At 49.3% G+C, this 201-nt stretch carries 1 pseudogene; it reads left to right on the forward strand.

Annotation, left to right across the window (positions count from 1 at the left end):
• Positions 1-201, forward strand: a pseudogene (locus JDF658_RS14025) (phosphopentomutase); the annotation flags it as partial.

The following is a 201-nucleotide window of genomic DNA, read 5'->3' on the forward strand; positions in this document are numbered from 1 at the left end:
AAACTCACCAAATCCAATATGGATGCTGTGGACAAAACGCTGGAATTCATGGACCAGGGCGACCAGGGCTTGATTTTTGCCAACCTGGTGGATTTTGACTTCCTCTATGGCCATCGCAATGATGTAGAAGGTTATGCCCGGGCTTTAAGCGAATTTGACCAGCGCTTGCCGGAAATCATGGGACGGATGGGCAATGATGAC

The sequence above is a fragment of the Carboxydocella sp. JDF658 genome, from assembly GCF_002049395.1.
Taxonomy (GTDB): Bacteria; Bacillota.